The sequence below is a fragment of the Bacillus sp. ME78 genome (genome assembly GCF_903970865.1).
GTDB classification, from domain to species: domain Bacteria; phylum Bacillota; class Bacilli; order Bacillales; family Bacillaceae_G; genus Bacillus_A; species Bacillus_A cereus.
The window spans coordinates 22587-40909 of the sequence record NZ_CAJCKK010000017.1 but is presented as its reverse complement, the minus strand read 5'-3'; the positions used below and the strand labels follow the sequence as shown (position 1 = coordinate 40909).

Genomic DNA, 18323 nt, shown 5'->3' with positions numbered 1-18323 from the left:
TGTCGGACTAAGGGGGAATCATGATGTCAAATCGCGATATTGCCGTTATAGGACTCAGCGGCATATTTCCAGACGCAAAAAACCTAGATGAGTTTTATTATAACTTGAGCAATGGTATCGATAGCGTCAAAGAGTTATCGGTTGAAAGAAAAGAAAACTCTTCTATTGATCCGTCTATAGATTATCAAATTGGTGGGTATCTTGATCGAATCGATGAATTTGACTACCAATTCTTTCATTTTTCAAGAAGTGAAGCCCAAAATATGGATCCTCATCAGCGCTTGCTTTTACAATTGGTATCTAGTGCGATTGAAAACGCCGGGTATAGTTTACGAGAATTCAAGGGTAGCAGAACGGCAGTCATTTTGGGAGCACCTGGGGCTCCCAAGCCTTCTTATTATCAATTAATTACAGAATTTGATCCTACAGGTGTTCCTGGGAATCTTCATTCCGTGATTGCTGGAAGAATCTCACACTTTTTTGATTTACATAGTCCTGCTATGGTGATTGATACGGCTTGTTCTTCCTCCTTATTAGCAATTTATGAGGGCTATAATAAATTGCTGATGGGTGAAGCAGAATGTGCGATTGTAGGCGGTATAAATCTGAATCTCGATTTTCCGCTTAAAGATCAAGGTGATGAAGTGTTTGGCGTGGAGTCTCCGGACGGAAAGTGTAAGACGTTTGATTCGTCTGCAAATGGCATTGTAGGTGGAGAAGGAGGTGGGATCATTATTCTCAAATCGCTTGAAAAAGCGATTAAGGATGGCGATTCAATACACGCTGTCATCAAAGGTGGAGCCGCAAACCAAGATGGCGGGCGTTCCACAGGAATTACAGCTCCAAGCTCAGGCGCGCAAACTGAAGTAATCACCAGAGCCTGGGAGTTGGCGGGGATCGAACCAGAAACTGTCTCTTATATTGAATCCCATGGTACAGGTACGCAAATTGGGGACCCTATTGAAATTAAAGGGCTTACAGATGCCTTTAAACGTTATACCGAGAAACGAAAATTCTGTGCTATCGGCTCTCTTAAAACGAATATTGGTCACCTTGCTGGCGCAGCGGGAATTGCTAGTTTTATTAAAGTCGTGCTCTCCTTGAAAAATAAAAAGATTTTCCCATCACTAAACTTTCATACACCCAATCCGCATATTGACTTTGAAAATACAGCGGTATATGTCAATACAGATTTGAAAGATTGGGAAGTTCAAGGGAGAACTAGACGGGCAGGTGTCAGCTCGTTTGGTCTAAGTGGTACCAATGTACACCTTGTCTTAGAAGAAGGTCCCCTGCTAGTCAGAGAGGAAGAGCAAAAACAAGAGGATCATCTGATAACGCTTTCTGCAAAATCTGCTGCTAGTCTGCATCGGTATGGCGTGAATTTATTAGAATATCTCCAAGGTGAGACTTCACGGCTTACAGATATTGCATATGTCCTTAACCGGGGACGCGATGACCATATGTATCGCTATGCAGTGACAGCGGCTTATAAGCAGGAGTTGATTCAATCTTTAGAACGCGATTTCAAATCACCTGATGAGTTTCGCATGACCAAGGAAAGCAAGGTAGTCTTTATGTTTTCACATGATGTAAAGGCTGAGCAAAATCAAATCGACTTCTTGTTGAGTCATTACCCGCTTTTTAAAAAAATATATACCGAGTGCTTGAAGGTCGCTGGTGAGCAGGCCGATCACTACAATGTAAAGAAATTAATATACCAGTATTCCCTATATCAACTTTGGCGTTCGCACGGGATTTCATCCAACAAAATTATCGGTAATGGCGTGGGGAATCTCGTGGCAAAAGTGATTTCAAAAGAAATTTCACTGTCAGATGGGATCCAAGGTGCTGTAGAACTGGGCGCCGTAAAGCCTTTAGGAGCAGATAAGCTCCGATTGTTAGCATCTAAACTAAGTAAAGCAGGGTACTTGCTCTATCTAGAAGTCGGTGCACAAGGTATTTTGTCAAGAGAAATGAACAAGTTGACGGCTCAACTAGCGCATTTAAGTGTATTTTCATCCTTTACTTCAAAAACGTCATTCTCTTTGTCACGGACGCTTTCTGCCATGTACGCTCAAGGGCTGAAAATTAACTGGGATAAATATTATCAATCTGCTCAGCTTCAACGTGTCGAGGTTCCAACCTACCCATTTGAAAAAATTCGTTGTTGGGTAGAAGACCCTCGCCCATTTGAGAAGAGTATAGGTCCTGCCAAAACAACTGTGAAAGATGCATATCACTGCCGGGTGACAGGCGAGAATGTATCAGCTACGGAAGAAGCTTTGGCTCGTTTGTGGGGAGAAGTATTAAAACTAGATGAAATCAGTGTGGAAGATAATTTCTTTGAACTAGGAGGAAATTCCTTAAATGGCTCGCGTGTGATGGGACGTATCAAGAAAAGCTTTGGTGTGGAGATCGCCTTTGAGGATGTGTATGAATACTCTACCTTACGAGAATTATCCAAGTATATTGATTCTCTAGAGCTAACAGTTTCTGTAGCACAACAAGAGTTAGCTTCGGCAACAGACCTTAATGAAATCATCCCGATGAAAGATGATGAAGAAGCTTCTCTCTCCTTTGCCCAACAGAGTTTATGGTTTTTAGACCAGTTGGAAGAAGGGAGTGCGCTTTATAATGTTCCGTTGGCGATCCGATTAAAAGGGGAGCTCAATCAGGAAGTGTTACAAAAAAGTCTATGCGAAGTTGTCAAACGTCACGATACACTACGAAGCACATTTCCTGTAGTCAATGGTATGCCTTCGGTAGAAGTTCAGTCTGTAACCGATTCGATTTTAACCATTCAACATTTGCAAGGCTTCTACCCAGAAGACCAGGAAGCAGAAGTTCAAAAGCGGATTGACGTAGAATCGAAGATTCCTTTCAATCTTGCAGAGGGACCGATATTCCGTGCAAGTCTGCTGGTGCTTGATGATGATGAACATGTGTTGTTGGTGACGATGCACCATATTGTATCAGATGGATGGTCGATTCATGTCTTCATCCGTGAGCTTGTTACTCTTTATAACACCTTAGTGAAAGGGGAAGAAGCTGCTTTAGCTGCTCTTCCTATCCAGTACTATGATTTTGCCAATTGGCAACGAAAATATTTACAGGGAAAACCATTAGAGAAGCTATTAAACTATTGGCAAGCCAAGCTTGATCAAGCTCCACTTTTGCTAGATCTTCCGCTAGATTATGAACGTCCAACAGTACAGAATTTCCAAGGGGCGAGCTATTCCTTTAAACTTGAAGCGGAATTGACTGAAAAGCTTAGGAAGTTTAGTAAGCAAGAAGAGGCTACCTTGTTTATGATCCTTTTGGCAGCTTGGAAAACACTGCTCTATCGTTATTCCGGCCAAGAGGATATTGTGGTAGCTTCGCCCGTAGCGGGGCGACAGGTAGAGACGGAAGGATTGATTGGATTGTTTATCAATACGCTGGCTTTACGTTCTGATTTATCTGGGAATCCGAGGTTCCGTGATTTCTTAAAGAATGTTCGTCAGACAACACTTGAAGCGTTTTCCCACCAACAGCTGCCATTCTTCAAACTCTTAGATGCGCTGAAGGTGCCACGTTCTTCTAGTTATTCTCCCTTGGTACAAGTGATGTTTGATTATCATAATCACAAATCATTGACTAAAGATGTAGAGCTGTTGGGTCTTGATATGCAATTTATAAATACCAACACAGAGATGGCAAAGTTCGATTTATGTATGACTTTGGCAGAGGGAGATGAGGAAATCCTTGGTATCATGGAGTATAGTACTCCACTTTTTGATGAGCCAACAATAGAGCTGCTCATGAAACGCTTTTTTACACTGATCGAATATATTTTACAGCACCCTGAAACTCAGTTGCTAGATATCAAAATGGAGAAGACAGCAGTCTCTGTCCCTGCAGGGGAGCAAATAGCTAATGATGAATTGGATGATTTTGATTTCGATTAATTCTAAGATTATTTCAGCATGAAAGGAGTTCTGTTCCTATGGTGTTACTTTTTGATAAACAGCTGAAAGCAGAACGGGATTACTGGGCCGACAAGCTTTCTGGAGATGTTCCAAGTACCAATCTAATACTGGATTATTCTCGTCCCGCTCAATACGTAGATAAGCGATATGTTGAGACGATCAACATCCCAACTGCGTTGTCCAGTAAAGTACGTAAATTAGCGAAGGATTCTCCTTTTCTAATCTATGTTTTACTGATGACGTCATTAAAAACTTGCCTGTACAAGTATACAGGAAACCCTTCTATTATTGTAGGGAGTCCTAGTCGTAAAACAGGAGAAGATACCGAGACAAAACCAAACCTTGTCTCGGTTATTGATAAGATAGATGATCAAACGACAATGCGTCAGCTGATCAAACAGATTCGGGCAACTTTATTGGAAGCATATAGGCATCAATCGTATCCCTTTGAGCATGTCATTAGGGATGTAGGAATCAAGAAACAATTGAACAGTTGTCCTGTATTTGATATCATCTTAGCCTATTCGGAGATACACGGCGAAATTCCTGATTTAAAAAATGATATTACCCTTACTTTTGAAAATCAAGGGGAAGCTTTCGGAGGAGAACTCGTCTACAATTCTAGTTTGTTTGCTCCAGATACCATTGAAAGGTTTACTCAGCATTTCCTAAATGCTTTGCACACTTTGGTAGAGTATAATCAAGCATCGGTGGCAGAAGTAGACCTCTTAACCGAAGCAGAACGTCAGCAAGTCTTAGTGGAATGGAATCAATGTAAAGCTGATTTTCCATTGGATAAGAGTTTTCAAGAATTATTTGAAGCACAGGTGGCAAAGACCCCTGACCAGATTGCTGTGTGCTTTGAAGAAGAAGCATGGACGTATCGTGAATTGAATGCAAAAGCCAACCGAATGGCTAGAGGATTGGTGAAACAGAATGTAGGTCCTGATTCCGTGGTTCCCTTGCTCGCTGAACGTGGTGTGTGGTTCGTTGCCACGATGATTGCCATTTTTAAAGCGGGCGGGGCCTATCTTCCTGTTGACCCTAACTATCCTGTGGAGCGAATGCGCAAGGTTATTCAAAAAAGTGCCACTCGCACCATAGTAGTGACTTCAGAATTTGCAGAGAAGATGGAAGAAGTGTTAGAGGGCATGTCTACGGATAAACCTCCTCAATTCTTTGTGGCAGAGGATTTACTTGCAAGGGAGCAGAATGAAAAGAACCTGCCTGTTGTGACTGGAGAAAAGCATTTGTCCTATGTTCTCTTTACGTCAGGGTCTACTGGTGAACCAAAAGGGGTTATGATTGAACAACTGGGAATGATTAACCATCTGTTTTTGATGATCCAGGATTTTGATTTGATCAACGAAGATATCGTTGCACAAACTGCATCACAATGTTTTGATATTTCCGTATGGCAGTTTCTCGCTGCCTTATTGGTCGGAGGAAAAGTACACATTTTTAATTATGACGTGGCTCGCGATCCTGAAAAATTATTTCAGCAGGCGGATGTCCAAGGGGTTCATATTATGCAAATCGTACCGTCTTTATTACGTGCGTTTCTTCATGGGATAGAGAATGAGCATTTTCTGAAGCCAAAGTTGTCAAAACTCAAGTGTTTAAGTGTGACTGGGGAAGCATTCCCTCCTGATTTAGCGCGCAAGTGGTTTGAGCATTATGCTGATATCCCATTAATGAATGCTTATGGTCCATCTGAGTGCTCAGATGATGTTACGATGTATCCAATCCATGAGAGCCCGCCTGAAAATACCGTCAATATCCCCATTGGGAAAGTGATTCCAAATCTGCAAGTTTATGTGCTCGATTTTCACTTAAATCCCGTGCCTATCGGTGTTACAGGGGAGATTTATGTGGGCGGGATAGGAGTTGGCCGTGGATATTTGAATGATCCCGAAAAAACAAACGCGGCATTTTTGCAAAATCCCTTTGTAGATGACCCCCAAGCAAGATTATACAAAACAGGGGATCTAGGACGATATTTGAGTGATGGAAATCTAGAATACATCGGTCGTGTCGATTATCAAGTGAAAATTCGCGGATATCGCATTGAACTCGGAGAAATTGATGCGGTATTAAGACAGTTCCCGCGTGTCAAAGACGTAGCAACCATGGTTCGAGACGGTGTGGGTGATAATAAACAGATTGTCTCTTATGTCGTATGTGAGCAGGGGATCAGGCTTCAAGAAGCGGAGTTAAAGGGCTTTTTAAAACAATGCCTTCCAGAATATATGGTACCTCATATCTTTGTGTGGCTGGATGCCATGCCGCTGACCCCCAATGGAAAACTGGATTATAAAGCATTGCCTGCTCCAAATTTCATTGAGGCAGCGTCTAGTGACACTTACGTTGCTCCGCGAAACCATGTCGAACAAGTGTTGGCAGATATTTGGGCGGAGGTCCTTAATCTAGAAAAGATTGGGGTCAGAAGTAATTTCTTTGAATTAGGTGGAGATTCAATTTTAAGTATTCAAATGGCGTACAAAAGTAAGCAGCAGGGAATATTTATCCGTCCTACCCATCTCTTAGAACATCAGACAATTGAAGAGCTATCAAGTATGGTAAGCGAAGCCAAAACGCTGCAAGCTGAGCAAGGCGCTGTCAGCGGGGTGGCACCATTAACCTCTGTTCAAGAGTGGTTCTTTGAGCAGGAGTATCTGGATGCCCATCATTGGAATCAGGCGACGTTTTTGCAACTACGTGAACGCGTAAAAATTGATGTGTTGCAAGAAGCGCTAAAACGAATATTCGAACATCATGATGCCCTTCGTGTTCGCTTTGAACAAACAGCTACGGGAGTGCAGCAATTATTTCAAGATTCTTATGATTCCCTTCCTTTTGAAAGGATAAATCTAGCAGAAATGGCTAAAAAAGAGCAGGTTGTCACGATAACTAAGTTGGCTGAGAAGTATCAGGCAAGCCTGGATATATGGAATGGACCACTCCTACGTGTTGTATTATTTGATTTAGGTGAGGATGAACCTGAGCGATTGCTATTTATCATCCATCACTTGGTCGTGGATGGCGTTTCTTGGCGCATTCTTTTGGATGATTTCCAAACGGTCTATCAATCTCTGCGCCGTAAAGAGGCCCCTCCGTTATCCGTCAAGACTACATCTTACAAAATGTGGGCAGAGCGATTGGTGGATTATGCTCAATCACAAAACATAGCAGAGGATATTCCTTTCTGGCTTAATTTAGCGCAAAGAGACGTTTCTGCTCTACCGATTGATAAGAAAGAAGGAGACAATACGGTAGGTTCTTCTCAAATTATTTCGGAAGGACTAACAGCAGAGGAAACCAAGTCCTTGCTCCAGCAAGTTCCCGCTTTCTACAATGTTCAGATAAATGATGTTTTATTAACTGCACTGCTGAAGATATTTAGCCAATGGACAGGGGAATCTTCTCTGTTTCTTAATTTAGAAGGACATGGACGGGAAGATCTATTTGATGATCTGGATGTTAGTAGAACCGTTGGCTGGTTTACTTCAGAATTTCCAGTTATATTAGAACTAGATTGTTCACTTACTTCTGTTATGTCACAAATTCAAGAGCAATTAAAGAAGATTCCGCAGCGTGGATTTAGCTATGGCCTGCTTCGTTATTTGCATTCACAAAATCATGTGAGAGAACAGTTTGCTGCATTAGCAAAACCAGAGGTCAGCTTTAATTATCTGGGTCAGTTTAATGAAGTTTCATCGGTAGAATCTATGTTTGAAGCTGCTCCTGAATCAATGGGCTCGTTGCGGAGTGCACGAGACCAGCGTAACTACCTTGTCGATATTAATGGGGCTGTAATCGACGGTTGCTTACGTTTTAATTGGGAGTATAGTGACAATCTTCATCATCGTGCCACAATTGAACAGCTTGCTCAAGGTTTTATGGAAGCTCTACGCTCCATAATCCATGATTGTTCCAGTGCTAAGATAGGAGAAAAGCAGGTTGCTAGTACACAGGAGCAGACGGGAGTACGAAGTTATACTTGGGAATTCCATGAGCCAATGACTCATATGCAGCAATGGTTCTTTGAACAAGAATTTGTCGAAGCGCATCACTGGAATACGGCTATCGTGCTAAAAACGGTTCGATCGGTTGAACCTAATTTACTGCAAGCCGCGGTTCAGCATATCGTCTTGTATCATGATGTGTTGCGCTTGCGCTATCGCTATCGCCAGACAGAAGAGGGGTGGATACAATTCCAAGAACAACGCAAAGACCATAACACATTTGAATATATGGATTTTTCAGATGTAGCTGAAGAGCGGCAGAAATCCGCACTAGAGCAAGCAGTGTCCAATTATCAATCTGAGTTGAACTTAACAGAGGGACCTTTAATCAAAGTGGTGTTGTTTGATTTGGGTGTTCGCGGACAACGTGTCTTCATCGTCGTACACCATCTGGTGATTGATCATATGTCTTGGGTTTTCCTGATGGAAGATATTCAGACGGCTTATATGGATTTGGAAAAAGGATTGGTTCCGCGTCTGCCTGCTAAAACGACTGCTTATCAGGAGTGGGCAAAGAAATTGACAGCCTATGCCCAATCACCAGAACTTTTCGAGGAGATGAAGCACTGGGTAGAAGAACAGAAAACAGCAAATCGTGATCTGCCAAGGGACTGCGAGGATGGCAATAATATCGAGGTATCCTTAGCTGAATTTTATTTTGCGTTAAGTGTTGAAGATACAGAATCCTTGTTTGAAGAGGTGAGAGCAGCATATCAGATGCACGTAGGAGATGTTTTGCTCACCGCTATGGCAATGACCCTTGTCAAGTGGAATGGCGAAGGCAGTGTGCTCATTGATCAAGGAATTCATGGACGGGAAGACATAAGTAAAGATATAGACTTGTCCCGTACGATGGGATGGTTTACCACTTCTTTCCCAACAAAGTTTGAAATAGATAGTGATGAGTCGATTGAAAAAATATTATTATCGACGAAAGAACGGCTCGAGACGAGTCGTCAATACGGCTTTAACTATGCCGTGATGAAATCGCTCTGTAAAGATCAAGTTGTGAAAGAAGCTTTGTCTCAAATCCCCACACCACAAGTTTCTTTTGACTATGATGGTCCATTGATTGGAAGTGCAGGGCGCAAGGGAGAGGCAAAACCTTCTTTGTGGGAACATGCTACTGAATCCCGTGGATCAGTGCGTAGTCCAAAGGCACAAAGATATTATGAACTCGATGTTAGAAGCTGGGTCTATAACAGCCAAATTATGTTGAACTGGCAATACAGCACAAATGTACACGAAAAATCAACAATAGAATCATTATCAGAGATGTATGTCAGCTGTATTAAACGGATTATTGCATCTGCTCAATCTGCCCAATAATACAAAAGGAGAAATCAAAGGTTATGAAAATATCGTTGAAGGATTACAAAGAGTTATATACAAAGTATATTGCTCCTCAACGTACCAGGGTAATATTCTTGCTAATTTTGTTGTTAAGCGGGATTGGTTTACAGTTAATTAGCCCGCAGATTATGCGCTACTACATTGATACTGCTGGTACCTCTGGTGGTCTTGAAATTTTAAAACTAGTGGCTTTACTATTTATTGGGCTGACAATTGTCAATCAAATAGTACAACTCTTTGAAACATATATTGGTGAAAACGTGGCGTGGAAAGCAACGAATGCTTTGCGTCAAGAATTGACGCTGCATTGTTTAAAACTGGATAGCTCTTTTCACCAAGAGCACTCCTCGGGGGAAATGATCGAACGAATTGATGGAGACGTCACAAATCTAGCAAACTTTTTCTCAAGATTTGTGATTCAAGTCTTAGGAAATATGCTGTTGATTTTTGGAATTGTGATTATTTTACTCATCGAAAACATTTGGATTGGTCTCTCGTTTGTCACATTCACGATATTGGCATTCTTTACCCTTAACCGCATTCGTGAATATGCTACTCCTTTTTGGGTGATCGCGCGTCAAGCGAGCGCCGATTTCTTCGGTTTTCTTGGAGAACGTCTCACAGGCATGGAAGATATTCGAGCGAATCAAGGAACTTCCTATGTGATGCGGAAGTTATTTGAAAATATGTATAACCTTTTGATTAAAGAGCGAAAAGCTTATGTACGTGCACGCGCCTTGTGGCCAGCAACTATTTGTGTATTTGCTCTAGGGTATGCGTTGGTCTTTATTCTTGGTTCTTACCTCATGAAGCAAGAGTTTATTACTATGGGGACATTATTCTTGATGTTCTACTATATGGATACTTTGCGTGCTCCTTTAGAACGTATAACCTTGCAAATGGAGGACTTCCAAAAGGCAAGTGCTAGTATTCAGCGTATTCAAGAATTGATGTCTATGGAAAGCAGTATTAAGGATGAAAATAAGGTGAATCTGGCTCAAGAATCGTTATCAGTAGAATTTAAAAACGTCACCTTTGGTTACGACGAGTATTCTACAATTTTAAATGATCTTTCTTTCAAGTTAGAGTCTGGCAAAACTTTAGGCTTACTTGGGCGGACGGGAAGTGGAAAAACCACCATCACTCGATTACTATTGCGCTTGCATGAAGCAAGAAGAGGTAATCTGCTCCTTGGAGGACATGATATTTGCGACATTCCGCTTGACGAACTACGTAAACACGTTAGTATTGTGACGCAGGATGTCCGATTATTTGGGGCGACAGTCCGCGATAATATTACCATGTTTGACGATAGTCCTTCGGATAAACGTATCATTGAAATACTCGAAGAAATCGGACTGAGCGATTGGCTGCATTCATTGCCTCATGGACTCGATACGGAGCTCTCAACAAGCGACAATGGTCTTTCAGCTGGGCAAGTTCAGCTCCTTGCTTTTGCTCGTGTCTTTTTGAAGGATCCAGGATTGGTTATTTTGGATGAGGCTTCTTCTCGTCTAGATGCTAGCACAGAAAAGATTATGGATAAAGCAATGAAGAAATTGCTAGAAGGACGGACTGCGATTATTATCGCTCATCGCATGCAAACTGTTCAAAAAGTGGATGAAATCATGATACTTGAGGACGGAGAGATCATTGAGCATGACAAACGTGAAATTCTTGAACAGGATGAGCTTTCGCGTTTTGCCCAACTGAAGAAAGCTGGTTTAACGGAGGTGATCGCATGAAGATATGGAAATTGGTAGGTCGCCTCATTCGCTTCCGTCCACGACTTTACTTAGGTGCCTTTTTTCTTTGGGCATTGGTTCATGGACTTCCACTAGCCACAGGGATTGTTTTAAAAGAAATCTTTGACGCTTTAGATGGAGCGGCAGTTGTTTCAAATGATATCGGTTTTTTAATTATCATTTTGGTTGCAACTTTACTTGTCCGGGCCATTACATTGATTGCTGGTTTTTATGTTGATTTCACCTTTATCTTTGTCGTGGCAAGTTTATTGCGTAAAAATGTGCTTAAATACATTTTTAAACGCCCTGCTGCCAAAGCATTGCCGAGCTCGGTTGGTGATTCAATCAGTCGTTTCCGTGATGACATTGATGAAATCGCAGGATTTGTCGGTTGGACAGCAGATTTAATCTATCGTCCACTTTTTGCGATTGTCGCATTGGTGATTATGTTCCAAATCAACGTCAAATTAACGCTGATAGTCTTTATTCCGTTAGTAGGATTAATGATAGTAAGTAATATTGCGAAAACCTATGTTGAAAAGTATAGAAGAGCGAGTCGTCAAGCGATGGGACGTGTCACAGGTTTTATCGCGGATACTTTCGATGGTGTGGAAACCGTCAAAACATCTGGTTCTGAAAAACAATTGGTAAAATACCTGCAGAGTCTTAACGAAAAGCGACAAGTATTCTCTGTTAGAGATCAGTTGTTCAGTGATTTACTAAACACTATTTTTGAGAATTCGATTCGCTTCGGAACAGGTTTAATTCTATTTTTTGCAGCTGCCTCTGTTCAAGATGGAAGTTTCTCCACGGGTGACTTAGTATTATTCATTTTTTACTTGGGATGGCTTGGAGAGGTCACACACTTCCTTGGACGTCTAATTGCACGCTTTAAGCAGGCGGGTGTATCTATTGATCGTATTTTAGACATGCAAGGCGGTGAAGTGGATAAGCTGACTGAGCACGGACCCGTTTATTTGGATGGACAGTTTCCAGAAGTTCCGTATGTAGAAAAATCGGTAGAACATCATTTGAATAAATTGGATGTAAAAGGTCTGAGCTATACCTACCCACGGTCACAGCAGGGCATTCAGGATGTAGATTTGTACATCCAACGGGGCACGTTGACTGTAGTTACAGGTCGAGTCGGTTCTGGAAAGAGCACACTCGTGAAGACGCTGCTCGGTCTATTGCCAAAGCAGGAAGGCGAAGTTCGTTGGAACGATCAACTTGTGGAAGATCAAGGGGCTTTCTTTGTATCGCCACGTAGCTCCTATACACCTCAAGTTCCAAAGCTATCAAGTGAAACGCTACGTGAAAACATTTTGATGGGGCTTCCTGAAGATAAAGTGAACCTAGAACAAGCGATTCAATTGTCCGTGTTAGAGAAGGATGTTTCGCAAATGGAGCAAGGATTGGAGACCTTAATTGGTACGAGAGGAACAAAATTATCCGGCGGTCAATTACAACGTACAGCGGCCGCGCGTATGTTTGTAAGAGAAGCTGAATTGCTAGTGTTTGATGATCTCTCTAGTGCGCTTGATGTGAATACGGAACTTACGATGTGGGAGCGAATTTTTGATAGTCAAGATGCTACGTATCTCGTCATTTCTAACCGTCCAGCCGTGCTGCGTCGTGCAGATCAAATCATCGTTATGAAAGACGGACAAGTAGAAGCAACAGGCAGTCTAGACCATCTGTTAGAAAATTCTGAAGAAATGAAAAAAATTTGGAATAGTACGCAAGAAGATTCATCTGCGGTTTCTTAATCTTAATAAAAAACTGTGATATTATCATTTCAAATTCGGAAAACATTAAACGATCTGAAATGAGACGTTCCTGGCTATGTACGCAGTTTTCCTACTATAATTTTAAAAAGCAAAGGGCTATAAAGTCTTCGATCGCTTTGATCAAGAGTTTATAGCCCTTTGCTAGTGCAGGAACGCGAAACTATAGACTAATATGTAATATGTATAGTTTAAAGTATCTAAAACTAAAAATTAACCATGCTAGCCGATGGTAAGGAGAATTATATCTTTATAAAGAAAGGGAAAAATAAGCACCAATAACTTCGCACGAAATACCAATTTTACGAACAATAAGATAGTTAAATAAAAATCTAATACCGTATTTAGGGATTTCGAGCTCAATTGCATGAACCTAAGTATATTAGTATGTGTTTATCTAAAACATGCTTTATATAGAGATCATTAATTGTTGAGTAACGCATTAAAAATTATTATAGCAAGTTTCATTTTTATTTATAAGATTTTTTCTTATGTTCATCTAATTTATTCCTTATAAACATGATTAAATTAATCAATTTACATTTGATTAATATTTTGAAATTATTTTTGTATGAATTTATATATCAAATTTATTTTATTTTACATACATTTATATGTAGTTTTTGCACTAATTTTTAAGTCTTATACAAATTTATCACTTAGCTATCAATAAATTCTATTTGAGCAACTACATTATTCCATTCAATTTTGATTGTATTTGAGCATCTCATAATTTAATTATGTAAATAAGTTTGTGTAAAAATTGAATTTAACGCGAACTTGTGTTCGTTTATTTTTTCTGTTATAGTATATATGAGGTGATTTTTATGGATTACAGCAAGCAACGTCAAAAATCAGTACATCGTAAGAAATTATACGAGAATTTAAATGAAATGCCCTTTTACATAGAAGAATTTGTGGAGTACAAAGAATTGCATGATGCCTCTCCCTCCACCCTACTGAATTATGTATATGATTTTAGAGTTTTCTTTAATTGGCTATTATCTGAACAAATTATTGAATATAAGCTTATTAAAGACATATCCTTCTCTGATTTGGAGAATTTAAAGAAAAAAGATGTTGAGAACTTTATGAGGTTTTTAAAACTACAACAAAACATGCAGAATTCCTCGGTTAACAGAAAAGTTTCAGCCTTAAAGTCTTTATTTAAGTACCTTACCGCCCTATCAGAGAATGATGATGGAGAATGTTATTTTTATAGAAATGTAATGGCTAAGATTGAAATACATAAAGATAAAGAAACGTTAAATGCTCGTGCAAAACGTATGAGATCTAAAATATTTCATAATGATGACGATCAAGAATTTTTGAATTACGTTAAGTACGAACATGAAAAATCTTTAACAAAACATCAATTATTCTATTTTCTTAGAGATAAAGAGCGTGATGTAGCTATCCTCTCCCTCTTCCTTGGTAGTGGTATTCGAGTAAGTGAATTGGCCGATCTTCGTATGGAAGATATAAACTTAAAAGAAAGACTAATTGATGTAATTCGAAAAGGAAACAAAGAAGATTCTGTATGGATTACCCCTATTGCATTGAATGATCTTGAAAGGTATATGGAAATTAGAGATAAGAAATATGCTCCTGGGAAAGAATTAAAAAATGTGTTTTTGTCGAAATATAAACATACTGCACAGCCTCTTTCGGTTAGGGCTATCCAAGATATAGTAGAAAAATATACTAAAGCATATGGAAAAAGAATGTCTCCTCATAAATTAAGACATACATTGGCAAATAAATTATATATGGAAGAAAAAGATTCGTTACAAGTCATGCAGCAACTTGGACATACGAGTCAAGATACAGCTTTGTTATACACACAGCTTGGAGAAACAACTATTAAAGATAGCTTAGGAAGAATAGGGAAAAATAAAGAATAAGAGTTTAGCAAATTCCCATTGCAAAATCTTATTCTTTATCCTACTCAAACATATGTATTTTAATATAAATTAAATTTTATTGTATAAAAAATACATAATTAAACCTTACTTTAATTGGTGTATAATCACTTTCTTTTGAAAAAAATATGATGTATAGATTCTTATTTTTATTGTGTCTATTAAATTTTTATTTAACGGACAATTATAAGATGGCCGTTACCCCTTATCCTATCTGTACAAGGACATAAAACTCCAAAATATTCCGATGAAAATTATTAAACTAAAATTTTATTGATTAACAGACTTAAACCTATTTAATCTTGAGTAAGATGCCACCATTCTTACTCAAGATTAGTTAGGTTTATATTTAGGAAAAATTAACTATAATAAAATGAATATACTAGGTACTTCCTAAACATTGTTTCCCATTTGTCAATCAGTTTATGATTTTTTCGAACTTTGTAACAGAACCTTTCCGTTTATAAAAAATGATAAAGCGAATATTATTATGAATGCTGTTAAAGACATAAGCGGAATTGTTATAAAACCTCCCCATTTATCATAGGTTGTTAAACAGCTACTTGTAATACCACAAAAGCTACTTTTCTGTTGAGTAAATTGAATAAAATTATGGTAAGAAGAAATAATTATACCTATCAATGAAAAATAACGAAGATAATATTTTATATTTTTATCATTAATTAGTATTGAAATGAAAATTAACAAAGGAATTGGGTACATTAAAATTCTTTGATACCAACATAGACTGCAAGGAACATAGCCCTTTACTTCACTAAAATATAAACTTCCTATCGTAGCTACTAGTGAAACAAGAAAAGAAAAATATATCATATATTTACTCCTTTAAAAAAATCAAATTAATTTTATTCTGCCAAAAATGACTTTAATTCAGATTTAGATTGGATCCCCTCTACCCGGTTCATTTCTACTCCATTTTTATATTTTAGTAGAGTGGGTGTTTTTTGAATGTTATTTTTTTTCAAAAATTCAATATCCATATTTTCTTCTGACTCCATGTTTATAGCAAATACCTTTTTCTTATCTTCTTTAATTACTTCATTTAAGGATGGCTTAGTGGTTTGGCATGCTGTACAGCTAGTTTTGTAAACGTAAACATAAAAATTATCTTTTGAGTTTATTTTACCTTTATATTCCTTCATATCAATATTAGTATAGTTAGGTTTTTCTAAATCTTTTGAAGTAAAGATAAAAAAGAGAGAACCTATACTTATTAGAATAACTAAACTGAAAAACAGGATTTTTTTTGACATTTTATTCACCTCTAATTTAATTGTTTCTCAAATTCTTTTTGCATTTCGAAGATGGATTTTTCTCTAAAAATAAATTTCTTATCATATTTTGTTATATACTCAGGATTATGTGTAATAAAAATTATTATCGAATTTAAATCTAATAAAGCATCATAAATTTTCATGAAATTATCAGAATCTACATTACTAAGCGATTCATCTAAAATTAAAACACTTGGTTTATGAAGAATTGCTCTAGCAAGGCATAAGCGCTGTTTTTGTCCCGTAGACAAATTAGAATGACTATTATTTATTACAAAATTAAATCCTTTAGGAAGTGAAGTGATTACATCATAAATATGTGCAATTTTACAAGCCTTTATAATTTCATCTTCAGTAAAATATTCTCCCATACATATATTTTCTTTAATTGTATTTTTGAAGAGAAATGGATTTTCATTTAAATAAATAAGTTCCTTTCTTAAACTATTATCATTAACTTCATTAATATCAACACCATTAATATATATTTGTGATGGGTTAGTTTGATAGAGTTTGTTTAATAATTTAGAAAACGTAGTTTTTCCTGAACCACTTTCACCGATTAAAATAACTTTATCATTATTAGAAATATTCATATTAACATTTTTAATAATACAGTGATCATTAATATTAAAGTTTAAATTTTGTATAGATATGTCTTTAATCCTTGTAATATCTGTCTGAGGCTTATTTTGAACTACTGGATAATTCATTAAATCAGTCAATCTTTCCTTAGCCACAAGCGATTTTTGAATTTCTCCTTGCAATTCAATTAATCCTGATAAAGAGCTTAGCATAAACATAGTTAACGAGTTTATAAAAAGTAAATCCCCTAATGACATAGTATCCGCCATAATCTGTTTAGCACCAACATATAATAATATGATAGAAAATGAAGTCTGAATAAGTTTTTTTAGTCCATTATTATTTGTTATTGTAACTGCTTCTTTTAACGCCGCATTAAGTTCCCTATTGAAAATTTTGTTAAATGCAGAGAAAAAATATTCCTTCTTGTTTAAAGAATAAATATTATTCATATTTTTTATAAATTGTATTAAAAAAGATTGGGTATCAGCATTTTTACTCATAGAATCTTTATTTCTTTTTTGGATAATATCATAATACATAAAAGTAATTGCTATCAAAATCAACGTCAAAATAAGAACAGTGAAAAAAAGTAAAACATTGATGTTATAAAGGACGAATCCTATTCCTAAAAAAATTACAGTATTTAATATTACTGAAACAAAAGCTATATTAACTAAATTCCGAATATAATAAATATCATTAAATCTCGATATAATGTCGCCATCGTCCCTATTTTCAAAAAAATTAATAGGTAGTTTTAATATTTTCCTAAAAAATTCTTTCGATATAGATTTGTCTAATTTTATCGCTGCCTTATTAATTATGTAAGTTCTTAAATAATCAAATGCATTACTTAAAAAATTAATTCCTAAAAAAATCAAAGCGAATTCCAGCAATAGATATTCATAATTGTGAGGAATTATCTCATCTATTACAAGTTTAAAGAAGAAAGAGTTACTAATTGAAAACAAGACAAACAAAATAGATAAAAATAAGACAAACGAGATATTCAATTTATTATTTTTTATCAATTCCTTGAAAAAATTCTGATGATAACTTGTATTTTTATCAGAATTACAATTTTTAGATTCAATTAAAAGAAATATGCCTGTAGTATATTGTTTAAATTCATCAATAGTAATTTTAGATATTTTATCGTTAGCCGGGTCACTTATTACCAATTTATTTTTATTCCTTTTATAAACAATTATATAGTGACCTTCATAAGATTCATTGATCCCTTTATTTATTAAAGCTATACAAGGTCCTTCAATGTGTTTTAATGCTTCTCCAATATCTTCTTTATTTATCTCAACTGCTTTACAAGAAAAATGATTAACTTGACTAAATAACGATATCAAATCTTTTAAATCATATCCATTTTTATAAGTAACTTGATCCCTAAGGTAATTAATACCATGATGCAAATGATAATATTTAAAAATAGATGCGACACAAGCTATTCCACAATCGTATTCTTCTTGTTGCTTTGTATGTATGTATTTCATTTTTATTATCACCTTTGCGTAATATTAGGTTTTTAAAGTTTTATTTTTCATACTTTATAGGAACAGATCCCAAAATCCTCCTTCTTTGAATAGAGTTTTGGAATCTGTTACAAGAATCTTTAATACAAG

8 protein-coding genes are annotated in these 18323 nt (G+C 37.2%); 5 read left to right on the top strand and 3 right to left on the bottom strand.

Translation table 11 applies throughout. The annotated features are described in order from the left end of the window. The first annotated feature begins 23 nt into the window (after positions 1 to 23). The 5 genes from H6481_RS18370 to xerS all read left to right on the top strand — a co-directional run bounded on the left by H6481_RS18370 (position 24) and on the right by xerS (position 14785). On the top strand, positions 24 to 3950 hold the full coding sequence (locus H6481_RS18370; protein WP_182812661.1) for a condensation domain-containing protein: 3927 nt from the start codon (positions 24 to 26) through the stop codon (positions 3948 to 3950). Positions 3951 to 3988: 38 nt separating this feature from the next. Further along, positions 3989 to 9325 (top strand): non-ribosomal peptide synthetase, encoded by a 5337-nt coding sequence (locus tag H6481_RS18365; RefSeq protein WP_182812657.1) that lies wholly within the window; start codon positions 3989 to 3991, stop codon positions 9323 to 9325. 23 nt (positions 9326 to 9348) lie between these two features. Next, positions 9349 to 11094, top strand: coding sequence for an ABC transporter ATP-binding protein (locus H6481_RS18360; RefSeq protein ID WP_182812654.1), 1746 nt, complete (start codon positions 9349 to 9351; stop codon positions 11092 to 11094). Continuing rightward, positions 11091 to 12863, top strand: coding sequence for an ABC transporter ATP-binding protein (locus H6481_RS18355; protein ID WP_182812651.1), 1773 nt, complete (start codon positions 11091 to 11093; stop codon positions 12861 to 12863). Before H6481_RS18360 ends, H6481_RS18355 begins: the two co-directional genes overlap by 4 nt. Before the next feature lie 845 nt (positions 12864 to 13708). After that, on the top strand, positions 13709 to 14785 hold the full coding sequence (gene xerS / locus H6481_RS18350; protein WP_137035907.1) for a tyrosine recombinase XerS: 1077 nt from the start codon (positions 13709 to 13711) through the stop codon (positions 14783 to 14785). Positions 14786 to 15226: 441 nt separating this feature from the next. On the opposite strand, the gene H6481_RS18345 is transcribed toward xerS, so the two are convergent. From H6481_RS18345 to H6481_RS18335, 3 genes are read right to left on the bottom strand one after another with little or no spacing between them, the layout of a single operon-like run. Next, positions 15227 to 15637 (bottom strand): disulfide bond formation protein B, encoded by a 411-nt coding sequence (locus H6481_RS18345; protein WP_182812648.1) that lies wholly within the window; start codon positions 15635 to 15637, stop codon positions 15227 to 15229. Positions 15638 to 15669: 32 nt separating this feature from the next. Further along, a complete protein-coding gene (locus H6481_RS18340) occupies positions 15670 to 16077 on the bottom strand; it encodes a thioredoxin family protein (protein ID WP_182812645.1) in 408 nt (135 codons plus the stop codon). Between the two features lie 11 nt (positions 16078 to 16088). Then, positions 16089 to 18194, bottom strand: a complete 2106-nt coding sequence (locus H6481_RS18335) for a peptidase domain-containing ABC transporter (RefSeq protein WP_182812643.1) — start codon at positions 18192 to 18194, stop codon at positions 16089 to 16091. Positions 18195 to 18323 lie beyond the last annotated feature (129 nt).